Origin of the sequence: Natrinema sp. DC36 (genome assembly GCF_020405225.1) — an archaeon.
In the GTDB taxonomy this organism is placed as follows: Archaea; Halobacteriota; Halobacteria; order Halobacteriales; family Natrialbaceae; genus Natrinema.
The window spans coordinates 2,080,375-2,095,714 of record NZ_CP084472.1 but is presented as its reverse complement, the minus strand read 5'-3'; the positions used below and the strand labels follow the sequence as shown (position 1 = coordinate 2,095,714).

The 15,340-nt window shown below is 61.4% G+C and carries 13 protein-coding genes; 8 read left to right on the top strand and 5 right to left on the bottom strand.

Annotation, left to right across the window (positions count from 1 at the left end; translation table 11 throughout):
• Positions 1-208: 208 nt before the first annotated feature.
• Together LDH74_RS10910 and LDH74_RS10905 are read right to left on the bottom strand one after the other, a co-directional pair.
• Entirely contained in the window at positions 209-961 is a 753-nt protein-coding gene (locus LDH74_RS10910) for a CAP domain-containing protein (protein ID WP_226038761.1), read from the bottom strand.
• Between the two features lie 63 nt (positions 962-1,024).
• Positions 1,025-1,366, bottom strand: a complete 342-nt coding sequence (locus LDH74_RS10905; protein ID WP_226038760.1) for a lycopene cyclase domain-containing protein — start codon at positions 1,364-1,366, stop codon at positions 1,025-1,027.
• Between the two features lie 106 nt (positions 1,367-1,472).
• Between LDH74_RS10905 and LDH74_RS10900 the strand changes: the two genes are divergently transcribed.
• A complete protein-coding gene (locus tag LDH74_RS10900; protein WP_226038759.1) occupies positions 1,473-2,630 on the top strand; it encodes a CBS domain-containing protein in 1,158 nt (385 codons plus the stop codon).
• Between the two features lie 239 nt (positions 2,631-2,869).
• On the opposite strand, the gene radB is transcribed toward LDH74_RS10900, so the two are convergent.
• Positions 2,870-3,610 carry a DNA repair and recombination protein RadB gene (radB, locus tag LDH74_RS10895; protein WP_345778522.1) on the bottom strand — a complete coding sequence of 247 codons (741 nt, stop codon included), beginning with the start codon at positions 3,608-3,610 and terminating at the stop codon, positions 2,870-2,872.
• Positions 3,611-3,743: 133 nt separating this feature from the next.
• On the opposite strand from radB, the gene LDH74_RS10890 reads away from it, so the two are divergent.
• The gene (locus LDH74_RS10890) at positions 3,744-5,321 is read left to right on the top strand and encodes an ATP-binding protein (protein ID WP_226038758.1); all 1,578 of its coding nucleotides are present in this window, start codon (positions 3,744-3,746) and stop codon (positions 5,319-5,321) included.
• A gap of 204 nt (positions 5,322-5,525) precedes the next feature.
• Positions 5,526-6,275 carry a hypothetical protein gene (locus tag LDH74_RS10885; protein ID WP_226038757.1) on the top strand — a complete coding sequence of 250 codons (750 nt, stop codon included), beginning with the start codon at positions 5,526-5,528 and terminating at the stop codon, positions 6,273-6,275.
• Between the two features lie 16 nt (positions 6,276-6,291).
• On the opposite strand, the gene glmS is transcribed toward LDH74_RS10885, so the two are convergent.
• Positions 6,292-8,088 carry a glutamine--fructose-6-phosphate transaminase (isomerizing) gene (glmS, locus tag LDH74_RS10880; protein ID WP_226038756.1) on the bottom strand — a complete coding sequence of 599 codons (1,797 nt, stop codon included), beginning with the start codon at positions 8,086-8,088 and terminating at the stop codon, positions 6,292-6,294.
• A gap of 140 nt (positions 8,089-8,228) precedes the next feature.
• Between glmS and LDH74_RS10875 the strand changes: the two genes are divergently transcribed.
• Positions 8,229-8,378 (top strand): hypothetical protein, encoded by a 150-nt coding sequence (locus LDH74_RS10875; protein WP_226038755.1) that lies wholly within the window; start codon positions 8,229-8,231, stop codon positions 8,376-8,378.
• Positions 8,379-8,851: 473 nt separating this feature from the next.
• Here the strand turns inward: LDH74_RS10875 and LDH74_RS10870 are convergent, their stop codons facing one another.
• Positions 8,852-9,529, bottom strand: coding sequence for a hypothetical protein (locus tag LDH74_RS10870; protein WP_226038754.1), 678 nt, complete (start codon positions 9,527-9,529; stop codon positions 8,852-8,854).
• A 537-nt stretch (positions 9,530-10,066) separates the two neighbouring features.
• On the opposite strand from LDH74_RS10870, the gene LDH74_RS10865 reads away from it, so the two are divergent.
• From LDH74_RS10865 to LDH74_RS10850, 4 genes are read left to right on the top strand one after another with little or no spacing between them, the layout of a single operon-like run.
• Positions 10,067-11,362, top strand: coding sequence for a nucleotide sugar dehydrogenase (locus LDH74_RS10865; protein ID WP_226038753.1), 1,296 nt, complete (start codon positions 10,067-10,069; stop codon positions 11,360-11,362).
• 4 nt (positions 11,363-11,366) lie between these two features.
• Positions 11,367-12,425: an NAD-dependent epimerase/dehydratase family protein gene (locus LDH74_RS10860; protein WP_226038752.1), complete on the top strand. Its 1,059-nt coding sequence runs from the start codon at positions 11,367-11,369 to the stop codon at positions 12,423-12,425.
• 1 nt (position 12,426) lies between these two features.
• The gene (locus LDH74_RS10855) at positions 12,427-14,034 is read left to right on the top strand and encodes a glycosyltransferase family 2 protein (RefSeq protein ID WP_226038751.1); all 1,608 of its coding nucleotides are present in this window, start codon (positions 12,427-12,429) and stop codon (positions 14,032-14,034) included.
• Between the two features lie 3 nt (positions 14,035-14,037).
• Positions 14,038-15,339: a polysaccharide deacetylase family protein gene (locus LDH74_RS10850; protein WP_226038750.1), complete on the top strand. Its 1,302-nt coding sequence runs from the start codon at positions 14,038-14,040 to the stop codon at positions 15,337-15,339.
• Position 15,340: the final 1 nt, after the last annotated feature.

The window sequence follows — 15,340 nt, the reverse complement described above, 5'->3', positions numbered from 1 at the left end:
CGTCAATTATTGCAGTCTATGGACCTGTAAATCGTTCGCAATTCCTGTGCCCCAACCAGTATCGCGGTTTTCGTGATTAATTTCATAGTTATGATGGTTTTCTGGTGGGCCAGTTCTCGTTCGAGACGGATCCGCTCGTGGATCAGTCACCGCTTCGTACGGAACCGTCGGTGATCCGGTCACTACGCGAGAGGGTGTGTTCTTGCCCTCACCACTCGCGACAGAAGTTCTGCCCCGCGTAGACCTCGCCGTCGTCGGCGATGTAGACGCCGACACCGGCTCGATCCCAGCTGGGCGTGTCGCCTTCCTCGAGGATGGCCTGCCGATGGGACGTGGAGTTCATCCACTGGTTGACCAGCCCGGTTGCGAGTCCCTCGGCGGTCCGATGGCGAACGGTTCCGTCGCCGCCGGGTTGTCCGACGCGTCGATCGAGCCACGTCTTGGCGATGTTCTCGCCGTATCCCGGACAGTAGTTGCCGACGTCCTGAAACCGGTCGTACGGTCCCTCTCCGTCGGGGTTCCTGTGGCGAAAGTAGTCGCGATCGGCCATGTCTTCGCTGTGGGCGCGAGAGACGGACGCGATCGTTCCATCCCAAACGAGTGGCTCGAGACCGTGCTCGGCCCGACGCTCGTTGACCTCCGCGTGGACGAAGTCCTCGACGGTCGCGGAGCGAACCACTTCGACGTCGGTTTCGTAGCTCGAGTTCCCCGGATCGTCGGGATCGGTCACGTCGGGGTTGCGTTCGCCGGCCGGGTTCACGTCGGAACTGGGTCGCGGTCGTTCATCCAGGCCGAGCCCGTCGATGAGTTGAGGTGCGAAAAGGGCTGTTCCGAGCGCGAGCGAACAGACGAGTGCGACGGCGACGAGGAAGTTTACCAGTCCCCGCATCAGCGCGCGGTCGTCGCTCTCGTCCGCGTCCGTTTCGTCCGTCTCGGTCGTCGCGAACCGACGGCTATCCATCGAGTCGACTGACGGTCCGTGCGTACAAGATAGTCGCGGTTGCTTACAGTCAGTGAAAGGGAGCTATCGGTTTGCCGACTGCTTCGAGGGTGCCGTCGCCTCGTCGGATTCGTCGCCGAAAATCGTCTCGTGGATCCCGATGACGAGTCCGGGAACCACCGCCATGAACAGGTGTTCCTCGAGCGGGATGCCGGCGACATCGACGCCGGTCCGCAGTTTGATGTCGAAGACGCCGACGGCGAGGGTGTAGCGGTCCCAGACGTAGGCGATCGGATACAGTGCAACGATGGTAACCGCCGCCTTCCGGAGCGCGTTCGCCCGGTGCAAGAGGAGTGCGGCGACGAGTCCCCAGACGATTTCGGTGACGAGGTAGGTGTACCGGCCGAAGACGGTGATGTCACGCATCGTGAGCCGCTTCAACGGCCCGGACAAAAATCCCGGTGCCCAGGGCCACCCGGCCAAAACGGGCAGTACCTTAAATACCCCTGCGGCATTACGTTCATACGGACAGATGAATATCGCTGATATCGCCACTACGGAGTTTATCGAAGTCGATGTCGGGACGCGAATGGGGAAAGTCCGTTCGATGTTCGAGAACGGAAACCCCAAGGGAATTATCGTGATGAACGATGGCGAATACGAGGGCGTCATCAGCGAGCGGGAGATCCTCCAGTCGCACGTCGAGGACGACGCCAAGGTTGCGGCGCTGACGAAACCGAGCCGGAACACGCCGTCTCCCAAGGTCGACCGTCAGGAGGATATTCGAGAGACCGCACGCGTCCTCGTCGAGAGCAACGCCACGGTCGCGCCGGTCTTCGAAAACGGCGACCTCTGGGGCGTCATCACCGACGACGCGATCCTCGAGGCGGTACTGGAGAACCTCGACGCGCTCACCGTCGAGGACATCTACACTGACGAGCCGATCACACTCACCGAGGACGACGGGGTCGGTAAAGCGATCAACCTCCTGCGCGAAAACGGGATCTCGCGGCTGCCGGTGATGAACGAGAACGGCTACCTCTCCGGCGTCGTGACCACCCACGACATCGCCGACTTCGTCATTCGAGAGAATCACACGACGACGACCGGCGACCGGGTCGGCGACAGCGATCGCCTGCTCGACGTGCCCGTCTACGACATCATGAACAGTCCCGTGGAGACGACGACGCTGGACGCGACGGCCAAGGAGGCCGTCGAAGCGATGCTCGAGGACGACTACGCGGGGCTGATGGTCACGCCGGCCGACGACGACCGGGTCGTCATCGGCGTCATCACCAAGACGGACGTCCTGCGCGCGCTGACGTTCACCGAGGAGGAGCATATGGACGTTCAGATCACCAACATTTCGATGCTCGACACCATCACCCGGGAGTCGATCGTCGAGAGCATCGAGTCCGTCGCGGACAAGTACGCCGACATGCAGGTGATGCACGCCCACGTCCGCTTCCACGAGCACAACGAGAAGCTCCGGGGCACCCCGCTCGTGCAGTGTCAGATCCGCCTGCGAACCAACAAGGGACAGGTCGCCGGCACCGGCGAAGGCTACGGCTCGGAGAACGCCTTCCGCGTCGCGGAGGACAAACTCGAGCGCAACGTCCTGGAACTCAAGGGCGTCACCAGCGACGAGGAGTACCGCGGCCAGTTGCTGCGAAAGCTCAATCAACTGTAGCCGGGGGTGTCCGAGTTCGGTGTCTCCGCGCTCGTTTTTTCTGTAGGCCGTCTCGTCGATGGCCTTTTCGGTTGTTTCGTCGATGGTCCTTTCAGTAGGTTCGTGGATAGCCCGGCCGTGACGCCCCACCGTCGACGACCCGTCGTCCGGACCGTAGCGAATCGACGGGAGTGTCCGTCGAGAGCGAGAGATTGCAGAACGAGTGACGGCCGCGTCTCCGGGACCCGGACGCGGTGCGATCAGGACCAGGCGGCGTCGTCGCCGCCCTCGAGTCCGGTGTCAGTGATCCGGAACTGAACCGAGTCCCCGACGGGTTTCGAGCGGTGTTTTTCGAGGGTCGCGCGCCGCTTTCCGCCGCGGAAGCGCTCGAGGCGGACGACCGTTCCGGTCCAGTGCTCGAGGGTGTTCCCGCCGAGCCCCCGGGTACGATCCGAGTCGGGGTCCGCGAAGACCTGATTCGTCAGGACGACGGCGAGATCGTGTTTCCGGGCCAGCGAGAGCAGATGAGTCACCTGTCGGGTGACGCTGCGTAACGCCTCGCCCTCGTCGCCGTCGGCGGTGCGCTCGAGGCGGTAGAAGCCGGTCGCGCTGTCGAGGACGATCAGGTCCGCGCGCTCGGCGAACTCCTCGGCGTCGCGGACGGCCTCGGCCTGTTCCTCGAAGTCCAGCGCGTCCTCGATGACGATCCGCGAGGCGACGGCCTCGACGTCGTCCGCGTCGCCCTCGTCCCCGTCTCGAGGCGGCTCGGTGTCGACGGTGGCCTCGAGCAGTTGCTGAAAGCGGTCGACGGAGACGCCTTCGGTGTCGATGTAGACGACGGTGCCGCCGTCGACCGCCGTTTCGACGGCCGCCGACAGCGCGAGATTCGTCTTCCCGGCGGCCGGCGGGCCGTACAACTGCGTGACGGCTCCGCGTTCGAACCCCTCACCGAGCAACTCGTCGACCGGGCCACAGCCGGTTGAAATCGCCTCGTCGGTCACGGTTTCAGTTGACAGGGGATGCGCAAAAAGGCCCCGGAACGGGCCGGTGATCGGAATCGGAGAAGTACTAGGTGCGAAATAGCGGTGAATTCATCCAAACTTTCACAACTCGATGGACGAGTTACGTGAGATAATGCCTCCGTGGAGTCGATCCATCTCGACAGTCGGTGGGCCGCGCTTTATCTCGGCGCTCGGCGGGCTGTTCGTCGTGCTCGGGGCAGTCCAGATACACCGAAATCTAGTGACGGACGGTCCCACCGGGGAGATTTCGGTCGATTTCCTTCTGTTCGCCTGGCCGGCCGTCACGCTACTCTACGGGGGGTACTGGCTCGGTAAGAGCGATCTTCCGGCCGCTCGGGCTCCGCGCGTTGCAGGCTGGTGTCTCGGCGGTCTGGCGGTGATGCTCGGCGTCACCACCCTCCTCGTTCTCAATCCCGACGTGATCCTCAGGAACCCGGTGCGGGAGATCGGTATCCTGACCGCAGTCGGTACTATCGGCGGTCTGGGGGTCGGTGTGATGGAGGCGCGAGCGCTCACTCGAGCGGCCGAAGCCGAACGGAGCGAACGCGCGCTGCGGAAGGAACGGAACTTCGTCGAGCAACTCGTCCGGACGGCTCCGATCGGAATCGCGACGCTCGACCACGACGGGACGTTCGACTACCACAACGAGCAGGTCGAAGAGATATTCGGGGACGCACCGGAGGCCGTCGGTGACTACGAGAACCGCATCGACGAGTTCGACCTGATCAGGTTGGACGGGACACCGCTCGCCCCGGAGGAGACCCCGGCGTATCGAATCATGGAACGGGAGGAGACGGTTCACGATGGTCCGATCGGCCTCAAAAACGCCGACGGTCAGCGCGTCTGGCTCCTGATCAGCGGGAACCCGTTACGAGGCGACGAGCGGCGAAACGCCGTGCTCACCTACACGGACATTACCGAACAGATCGAGTCCGAACGGGACCTTCGACGATCGAACGACCGCCTCGAGCAGTTCGCCTACGCCGCCTCGCACGACCTCCAGGAGCCCCTGCGGATGATCTCGAGTTACCTCCAGTTGCTGGAGAGCCGGTACGCCGACGACCTCGACGCGGAGGGCCGCGAATTCGTCGAGTTCGCGGTGGACGGCGCTGACCGGATGCGCCAGATGATCCAGGCCCTCCTCGAGTACTCGCGGGTCGACAAGGACGAGGGCTCCTTCGAACCCGTCGATCTGGACTCCGTTCTCGCCGACGTCCGCGCGGATCTCGCGTTTCGAATCGAAGAGAGCGGTGCGGAGATCACGGCCGATTCACTCCCACGAGTCATCGGTGACGAGGAGCAACTTCGTCACGTGTTCCAGAACTTGCTGGACAACGCGATCGAATACAGCGGTGAGGGGGCGCCTCGAGTGGACGTCTCGGCCGAGCGAGACGGAGACGAGTGGCGGATCGCCGTCCGCGACGACGGGATCGGTATCGACGCGGACGAACTCGACCGCATCTTCGAGGTGTTCGAACGCCTTCACCCGCCCGACGAACACGAGGGAACGGGAATCGGGCTCGCGCTTTGCGAACGGATCGTCGAACGCCACTGCGGCGAGATCTGGGTCGAGTCCGTCCCCGGCGATGGGGCGACGTTTTATTTCACGATTCCGACCGAGGCGCAATCGGAACCCTCGTCGGTGAATCACCCGTCGAACCGCGACCGGAATCACGGCGCCGCCGAATAGCGTTGCGGTGTTCAGCGTTCGGCTCGTGAGAGGGTTAGGAAGGTCCCGATCGTCTCGTTGCCCCGGACGTTCGTCGGATCCCGTCGGCGTTCCCCTCGTCGCTTTCCACCTCTCGTTGATGCCACGGTCGGTACGCTCGTCGACGCCACGGTCGGGACGGGTCGTTCGCGTACGTTTATTCGTCACGGGGCCGAAGGCCGAGTCGTGATCGTCGTCGCCACGACGGACTTCGAGGTGTACCACGGCGTCGTCAACGAGCTCCGCGAGCGCGGGACGACGTTTACCACCGTCGAACCCGACGCCGAGCTGCCGGACCACGCCGACGTGGTCGTTACCGGGGCCGATCACGCCGACGACTTCGCCGACGTGACGACGATCGTCGCCGATTCCGACGATTCGAGACGGGCGGTCGACCAGGCGCTGGCCGCGGTTCGCGGCGGCGGCGGCCGGACGATCATCGGCGTCGATCCGGGCCGCAAGCCCGGTATCGCCGTCCTCGCCGGTGAGACGGTCGTCGCCGCCTTCCAGGTGCCGCTGGGCGACGCCGTCGATCTGATTCAACGCGAGGCCGCCGAGGCACCCTCCCCGGTCGTCCGCATCGGCGACGGCTCCCGACTCGAGAGCGCGAAACTGGTCACGGATCTCGACGACGTCCGCGTCGAACTCGTCGACGAGACGGGGACGACCCCCTATCTCGGCACCGGGACGCGAGGGATGGGTGACGTGCTGGCCGCGGTGAACATCGCTCGGCTCGAGGGAGAGGTCGTCGACTCGCGGGAGATCGATCCGACCGAGGGGGAGATTCAGGTCATCAAAGACCGATCGAGAGAGCAGAGTGAACACAATCGGGCGATCGACGAGGTGCTCGCACGCCGGGTCGCTGCGGGCGAGTTGACTATCGACGAAGCGCTCGACGAGCACCGAGCGGACCGCAACGATGCGGGTTCGACGTGAGACGGTATCGGAGGCGCTACTTCACCGTGACGCTCTTCGCGAGGTTCCGGGGTTTATCGATCGATCGGCCCAACTCGTTTGCGATCCAGTAGGAGACGAGTTGCAGCTGTACGTTCGCCAAAATCGGCGCCAATCGCCGGTCGGTCTGGGGAATGCGTAACACGTGGTCTGCGAGGGGTTCGACCGCCTCCGCCGCGTCGGTGACAGCAATCACCGGTGCCTCGCGAGCCTCGACTTCTTTGACGTTTCCAACCATTTTCTCGAAGTTCCCGTCTCTGGGAATCACTGCAAAGACCGGCGTCTTGTCCGTCACCAGCGCCAGGGGCCCGTGCTTCAGTTCGCCGGCCGAGAACCCCTCCGCGTGTTTGTACGTTATCTCCTTCGTCTTCAACGCCCCCTCGAGGGCCGCCGGCGCGTTGTATCCGCGGCCGATGAAGAAGTACGCGTCCGAATCCGCGTACTCCGTTGCGATTTCCTTCGCTCGAGAGCGGTCCAGGACGGACTGTACCAGCTCTGGCAGCGTCCGAAGCGCCTCGACGAACGTCGCAGCGGAGTCGTTCGTGAGTGTTATTGAAATCATCGCCAGTGCCACCAGCTGTGCGGCGAAGGTTTTCGTCGCGGCGACGCCGATTTCGGGCCCGGCGCGGATGTACACCACGCGATCGGTTTCGCGAGAGGCCGAGCTCCCGGTGACGTTCGTCACCGACAGCGTCTCCGCACCGACGCGATTTGCCTCCCGGAGCGCTTCCAGCGTGTCGGCCGTTTCACCGCTCTGCGTGACGCCAACGACCAGGGTCTCCGTGTCGATCGGGATCGTATCGACGTCGTACTCGCTCGCCATGAACGCGGTCGACGGAACGCCCCGATCGCGAAATAGCCGAGCCGCGTAGAGGGACGCGTGATACGATGTCCCGCAGGCGACGACGTGGATCTGCTTCGGTTTCTCCATGTCCTCGACCGCCTCGATCGAGACGGAGCCATCCGACTCCCGTAACCGTCCCTGGAGACACTTGCGCAACGCGCGGGGCTGTTCATAGATCTCTTTGAGCATGTAGCGCTCGTGTCCGCTTTTTCCCGTATCTTCCGTACTCCAGTCGACCGTCTCGACCGGTGTTTCGACGGGAGCGCCTCGCTCGTCGGAAATCTGAATGCTATCGGAACGAATGGCCGCGAACTGGCCGTTCTCGAGGTAGACGACGTCTTCAGTGTAGTCGAGAAATGCCGGGATATCGCTCGCCAGGAAATACCCGTCGTCGCCGATGCCGACGACGAGCGGCGACTGGTTACGCGCAGCGTACACCTCGTCTCGTCCGGAAAAGACCGCTGCCACGGCGTAACTTCCCTCCAGCATCGTGATCGCATACCGGAATGCCCGCTCGATGTCGCCGTCCCGCTCGAGGGCTGCTTCGATCAAATGAGGGATGATTTCGGTATCTGTTTCGCTGTCGAACTCGTGTCCGTCCGCCTCGAGCGTTTCCCGGAGTTGCTGGTAGTTCTCGATGATTCCGTTGTGGACGACGGCGACCGTCTCGTTGCAATCGGTGTGGGGATGAGCGTTCTCGTCGGTCGGCGGCCCGTGCGTACTCCACCGCGTGTGCCCGATTCCGGCGGAGCCGTTGGTCGACTGGTCGGGCAGCACGTCCTCGAGTTCGGTCAGTTCGCCCCGTCGCTTGTAGACGTCGAGCGACGAGTTCGAGATCGCGACGCCGGTCGAGTCGTACCCCCGGTACTCGAGTCTCGAGAGACCGTCCGTGAGGATCTCGAGGGTGTTATCGCTCGTCGGTGAACCGACGTATCCGATTATTCCGCACATTACAGACGCACCCCCGCCGCCGCTGCGTTCTTCGTCCGCACCACGGAATCGATACCCGCGTGTGCACCGACGCGAACGGTGGACTCGGATGGAGCTGTGACCGTCTCTGGGATAGCGACTCCGCTTCGGAGGGGGCGAGCATGAACACGCGGATCGAGAGGCGTGAGCGAAAAGGACTGCAATTTCCATTGGGAGAGCAGTCGGACGCGATCGCGCAGATCGCTGACGAGGGTGGCGACCTCCTCGAGGCCGGCGTTAGTATATCGTCGGACGCTCGATTCAGTGACTGAGATGGTCGTAGCGGGGATATCCATACGGATGCCTGTCGAGACGAGCCCTCTTTTGAATCCATGATCGTATCGGCCAATTCAATTATAATTTCTCTAACTAGACATTTTTCTGATAGTATAGCGATCTGGAAAGATTTTTTTGCATTTCCACTAATCGTACAATACGCTGTGGACCAATCATCTCATCTCTTCCGCCGGTGAAGTAATCCAACTGAACATATTTTCAGAACATTTCCCGTCTCATTCGATATTGGTTCTAGAACTCATACCGGACATTTCGTTCTTCAATTTCCACCGGTGGTTTCCACAGCTAACAGTAATAATATAATACTGGATCTGGGTTGTTTATAGATATTTCTAACAGCTACTCGCTATCGAGATATCGTCTGACGGCGGTTATGCGAATCGGTTAGACAGCCCAACTGGAGAGAACGGTCCTGCGTTTACCTGAATCGAGGCGCTACTGCCCCTTCCTACTCTATCCGGAGTCTCCATTCGCCGTCACCCTCTACGCTGAGATAGCCGACGCCGTCCGTGTGCACCCCGGTTATTCCTTCGAACGGTCCGATCGCGTTGAAAATGAGTTCGCTACCTTCCCAGAGGTACTCGCTGTCGTCCGCCGTTTGCGGAATCAGATCGATGCGGAAACTCGACTCGCCGCGATATCTCGCCGCGAGGCGCGTCGTTCGATCGAAGAGAATCGGGCCGATCCAGTCCGATCCGGAGCTGTCGATCGAAACGGGCGGATCATCGGCTTCGGTTTCAGACACCCGGGGTTGCCGTACAGTCACTGTCCACTCTCCGTCGGCATCGACGTAGAGTACGTACGTCCCCTCTTCGATGAAGGAACCCGTCGTTCCGTCGAATATCCCGGTCTGAGTCACGAGGTGATAGTCCTGTCCGTTCTCGCTCGGAACGGCTTGAACGTCGAACGTCGAATCGCCGTCGTGCGTACTGTCGACGATCGCCGGTCCGCTCTCGACTTCGAACTCGTCGGTTATCGCTACCCCCTCGCCCTCGAACTCGATCGGATCCGGATCGTTTCGGTCGGTAGGTGTCGCAGCCGGTGTCACGGCCGAAGCCCGGCCGTACGGTTTCAGCGCCATTCCGAGAGCGAACCCGCTCGTGGTGAGTAACTTGCGGCGACGCATAGTCGCCCGTCCGACCATCTAGTATTTAATTCATCGGGATGGATTGATAGTAATACAACACATATGGTGATTCACACACACTTTCTCTCCGATATCGCTCTACAGGTCGCTTAGGGCTTCTCAACGGCAAATTCCGTCAGAAATTCCCAAAACAAATAGAAGGTGGGAAATCGGTACTTGATCGGATGGATTTGCTGACACGCTCGTCACGAACGCCCGCTACCAGTGCGAATTGATCGACGTTCAACTGATCTCGAAGCGCGTCCTAATATCGACGGAGAAGCCGTCTGTCGCGAATATGGCTGTACTCACACGATCTGTTCCACCAGTATAACTGTGATGACTTGAAACCGGTACCGCCGTCGAAACCGATGGCCGTTCGATCGATCGGTGAACGATCGATCGCTCCGGACCGGGTGGCAGCGGGCAAGTAGTATAAGAATTATTACCTTCCCCGGCCGCTGGTACCAAGCGGATTACTCGGACAACGGTTGGCGGTTGATAAGTGCTCATACGGCCCGCAATAGCTGGAGAGACATGGAACGGATAGGAATCATCGGACTGGGGTACGTCGGATTGCCGCTCGCATCGGCGTTTGCTACAGCCGGCCACTCTGTCGTCGGCTATGACATCGACCGTCAGAAAATTGAAACGCTCCGAGCGGGGACCGCGGTAGAATCCCCCATGACGATCGGTGGGCCCGCGTCCGAGCACGACGAACGCGAACCCACGTACACGACGAATGCGGCCCGGTTACAGGAGTGTGACGTCCTCATCACGGCAGTCCCCACTCCGCTAACGGAAGCCGCCGAACCAGACCTCTCGAACGTCCGTTCGGCGGGACGGACGATCGGCGAACACCTCACGGCCGGGACGACGGTCGTTCTCGAGTCGACCGTCTACCCGGGTGCGACTCGGGAGGAGTTCGTTCCCGAACTAGAGCGGGCGTCGGGACTCGTGCTCGGCGAGGATTTCGACGTGGGATACTCGCCGGAACGGATCAATCCCGGCGACGAACACAGTCTCCGCAACAGCGTCAAACCGGTCAGCGGGCACACCGATACCGTCCGCTCGTTTCTCATGGATCTGTACGGTGACATCGTCGACGAACTGTATCCGGCACCGTCGATCGAGTCCGCCGAGGCGGCGAAATGCCTCGAGAACACCCAGCGAGATCTCAACATCGCCCTGATCAACGAGTTCGCAATGGCCTGTCACGAAACCGATTCCCTCGACTACGAAGCTGTCCTTTCCGTTGCCGATACGAAGTGGAACTTCCAGCGGTACAGTCCCGGGTTAGTGGAAGGACACTGCATTCCGATCGATCCGTACTTTCTGATCAACCGGCTCGAGGAATACGGCGCGTCCGTGTCTCTCATGCGCGAGGCGCGAAACGTCAACGAATTCGTTACCGATTTCATCGTTCGGCTGACCGAAGAAGCAGTGTCCGAACGCGAGGAACGCGCCGAGGGTGACGATACCGGCACTCGTATCGTCGTCTGTGGACTCTCGTACAAACCGAACACGGCCGATCTCCGCTCGAGAGTGAAACCGGAGTTATTCGACGCGCTTCGCACTATCGGAGTCGAGCCGATCGGATACGATCCGCACGTCGATCAGTCGGAGGCGGCGGCGGTGTTCGACCTCGAGATGTGGCCGTCGATCGATACGGGTGAAGCCGACGGCGTTCTCGTGCTCACCGCTCACGACGAGCTCACGACGCTCACGCTCGACGAGGTCGTCGACGCGTGTCAGGAACGGCCGATCGTCGTGGATACGCCGCGAGTGTTCGACGAACCGACGGAAACGGATGTCGTCTATCGGAGGTTCTGAGACGATGACGACACACGACACGTCGATGAGACACTCGGCCCGACCGAGGTCGGAACCGCGGGACGGGCGTCACGGCCGCCGCGAGGATCGAGGGGTCGGATCGATCGACCACCTCGCGGGGCGGCGCATCCTCGTCACCGGCGGTGCGGGGTTCATCGGATCGAACTTCGCGCGGTGGCTCGCACCCCACGCGGACGTAACGGTTCTCGACGACTTTACCAGCGGATCGCGGCGAAACATCGACGATATCGGAGACATCACCGTCGTAGACGCAGACGTTCGCAACGGTGAACTCGTCTCGGACGTCCTCCGCAATCAGGACGTCATCGTGCACATGGCCGCGATGGCCGGCGTCCAACGAACGCTGGACGATCCGATCGGCACGCTCGAGGTCAACGTCGAGGGAACCCGGGCGGTTCTCGAGGCAGCTGTCGAAGCGGGGGTCGACCGTGTTCTGTTCACGTCGACATCGGAGATGTACGGTGATCTCGTCGATCCGCCCTACAGGGAAGACGGTCCGATCGCACCGAAGACGAATTACGCCGTCGCGAAAGCCGTCAACGAACGGTACGTCGAAGGCTACTGCGAACAGGCCGATATCCCGTACACGATCGTTCGATATTTCAACGTCTACGGGCCCGATCAGGACGGATCGACCGACGGCTACGTCGTTCCGAAGTTCGTCCGCCGCGCGCTCGCGAACGGTTCCATCCCCGTCTACGGAAGCGGCGAGCAAACGAGGGACTTCACCTACATCGACGATGCACTCGATGCGACGGTCCGCGCCCTCGGTCCTGCCGGCCGAAACGAAACGTTCAACGTTGGTACCGGTATCGAGTGTCGCATCCGAACGCTCGCGGAGGTAGTCGTCGACGTCATCGGGCAAGGTCGAATCGTCCATACCGACGATCCGCGTCCGTATCGAGTTGAGCGACGGTGTGCGGACATCACGAAGGCCGGAGAGTTACTCGATTACACGCCGCGAACACCGCTCCCCGCCGGAATTCGGAAGGTGGCCGACTCGATGGAACGATCGACTCAGCCCTACGCACGCGAGGTGTAAGATGCACGTAGCGATACTGTTCGTCCCCGGTCTTTCGATCGTCCTCGGGATATACGGCTATCTGGCCAAGTCACCGCTGCCGCTTCCCGAGGACGGCGAGTCGGAGCCGACGGTCGAAGCCTTCATTCCGGCGTTAAACGAAGCGGAGACGATCGCTTACGCGATCGCTTCGTTAGCGCGGCAGTCGTACCGTCCCGAGAAAGTGACGATCGTCGACGACGGCTCCACCGATGCGACCGCGGAGATCGTCGAAGCGATGCGAGATCGAGCGGACCTCGACCTCGAGATGGATTTCGTCCGACACGCCGATTCGGGCAGTAAGACGAAGCGGCTCAAACAGGTGACTCGAAACAGCACTGCGGACAAGATATTCGTCCTCGATGCGGACACCTACCTCGTGAGCGAGACCTACCTCGAACGAGTGGTCGCCGCTCACGACGCCGAAGACGTCGCCTGTTCGTTCGGCGTCGTTCGTCCCGATTCGCGTTCCGCGAAGAGATCGTTCCACCGACGCGAGTTAGAGCCGATACTGCCGGACGAGCGCATCGTTACCGAAGCCGCTCCGGAATGGATCGACGGCGACCGACCCTGGACCGATCGCGCCTCCTATCTTCTCGCATGGTGGCCGGTCGAGCAGTATCGATCCGTCCTGTACGCGATCGAACAACAGTTTTTCAAGGAGTCGCAGATGCGACTGATCAAGACGTCGTTATTTCCGGCCGGCTGTGGAGTACTGTACGATCGGTCGGCGCTCCGAACAGTGTTCGACGATTACGAGGCGTCGCTCGGCGATCAACTGACGAACAGCGAGGACATCTTCATTGGATTCAGCCTCGTCGACCGCGGATTCGCGAACGTGCAGGTTTCGGACGTGACGATGCGAACGGTCGAACCGTCTCTCGGAACGATCTCGAATCAGACGTACCTGTGGAGTTCGTCGTTTCTCCAGAGTTCGTTTTACTTCCGGTCATTCTCGGAGCATCTCCGATCCTGGACCGGTGACGTGACCGATACGATCGTCCGGAACGAGGTGATCGACTCGGTCTCGGCCGAGACCACCACTGTCGGAACGGACGGCGGAACTACGGAACCGGACAGCCTTGGATCCGCTGAACGAACGCCCACGGAAGAGGAGTCGGACGAGGCGGTCTTGGAATCCAAGCGCCGGGGCGATTCGGATGACCAGCCCTCACCTATGGACATCTCCTCGTCCGACGACTCCAACGAGGTGACCGCGTCGGACGGTGTAGCGACCGACGATCGGAGCACTGATGACCCGTCCGACGGCTCGCGGCGGATCGGCCGACGCCGAACGCTCAGTGCCGTCGTCACGTCGCAACTCATCGACGGACTGTATCCGACCGCGCTTCTCCTGGTGGGGCTGCTCGCGATCGTCGGTCTCGTGCCGATCGAGTTGGTAATGGCAGTCATCGCCGTCGAGTTCGGTCTGTACTGTCTCGTCGCAGGGCTGTTCGCCCATCGGCAGATCACCATTTCGTCGCTTCTCGTGTCGATACCGGTCCGCCTCTGTCAGTTACCGATCGGCGTGTACGTTTACGCTCAGGTCGTGACGGATCTGTTCGTCGGTAAACGCAATTGGAACAAGTAAACCATGAACGAGTCACGACGACGATACCTTCGACTGGCTGCTAGCGCATCGGTTTCAGCGGTGGCCGGTTGTCTCAATTGGCAGTCGGACAATTCGACGGATTATCCGAACGAGTCGAACAACGGTTCCGAGAGCGGTTTCACGTTTGATCCGGAGTCCTATGATATCTCGTCGCCGTTCGTCGCGGAGCGATTGCACGCGGGAACCCCGATCGACGGACTCAACGATCCCGAGACGTGGGCGGAGTGGGGTGGGACCGTTCGAACGACCGACGCCGAGAGTGTGCGAGGCACGCGTTCTCTCGTCCTCGAGACCCGACACGAACAACGGGAGGGAATCGCACGACGGACGCTCGATCGGCCGGTGGATTTCGAAGGCCGAACGTTTTCCCTCGCGGTGAAGTGGGACACCTGGGCCGGAATTAGCGAAAATCTGCCCGTGTCTCTGACGTTGTGGGACGGAACGGGGGACTGGTTTCGAGTCACACAGGACGTCGAAAATAAAACGTTGCGGGACTGGCACCGGTACGATCTCGGCATCAACGCGATCAGCGGCGATCCCGACCTCTCGGCGATCGAAACCATCGACGTCATGGTGTGGACGGGAAACACCGAGGCGACGGTTTACATCGACGATTTCCGTACGACCGAGGCCGCACCCGAGAGCTACGTCCTCTTTCATTTCGACGATATCTACGAAGGGGCGTACACGAACGCGTTTCCGATTCTCACGGAGTACGGCTACCGTGCCACGGGCGGCGTTATTCTCCCCGAGATCGGGGCGGACGGACACATGAACCAGTCACAGATCGATATTCTCGCGGACAACGGCTGGGAACTGTGTAGTCACCCACACGGTTCGCAGACGTTCGCCGAGATGAGTCCCTCGAAGCTCGAGTCGACGCTTCGGAGGTACAAAACGTGGCTGTCCGAGCGCGGATACGAAGGGAGCGAGTACATTATATACCCGTTTGGCGAGATTAACGACGAGAACGTCGGAGTCGTCTCGAAGTACCACGATCTCGGATTCAAAGTGCCGACGGCGGGGTACGGCGCGGGGATCACGTCACCGTTACTCTGCGGTCGGGTCAACGGCGAGGCCGTCGACTTCGTGCGGACGATGATCGATCGTGCACAGCGGTACAGTTGCGTGATACCGATCATGTATCATACCGTCGGTTCGTCGGAGGGGATCTCTCAGTCCGACTTCGAGGAGACGGTACGGTACGTACACGATGCCGAGAACGTCACCGTGGTAACGACGGGCGAGTGGCTATCAGCGCTCAAAGCGGGTGAATTCCCGTGAC